The sequence below is a fragment of the Paraburkholderia sp. SIMBA_053 genome (genome assembly GCF_046534895.1).
Taxonomy (GTDB): Bacteria; Pseudomonadota; Gammaproteobacteria; order Burkholderiales; family Burkholderiaceae; genus Paraburkholderia; species Paraburkholderia caledonica.
This window is the reverse complement of record NZ_JAWRXU010000736.1, coordinates 1-270: the sequence shown is the minus strand read 5'-3', so window position 1 is coordinate 270 and position 270 is coordinate 1. Positions and strand designations below refer to the sequence as shown.

General features: G+C 66.7%; 1 pseudogene. It reads right to left on the bottom strand.

The features are described from left to right. A pseudogene (locus tag SB753_RS37530) lies at nucleotides 1–270 on the bottom strand (LPS-assembly protein LptD); the annotation flags it as partial.

Below are 270 nucleotides of genomic sequence, written 5' to 3'. Positions count from 1 at the left end.
CAGCGCGACGTCGATGCCATTAGTGGAACTCATCGAGAAAGTCGGCGGCAACAGGCCGCTGCGCCGCGCGCCCGACAGCGGGAACGACAGCCACGGGCTCGCGAACACGGGGACGCCCTGGAAGAACAGCACGCCGTTGTGCGCGACGCCGTCGTCGGCGCCCGTGTCGAAATCGAACTCACTGCCCTTGATGTACCATGCCGGATCTTCCGCGCACTGGCACGCCGTGTAGGTGCCGCGCGTGAACACCGAGCGCTCGTTGTCCAGCAG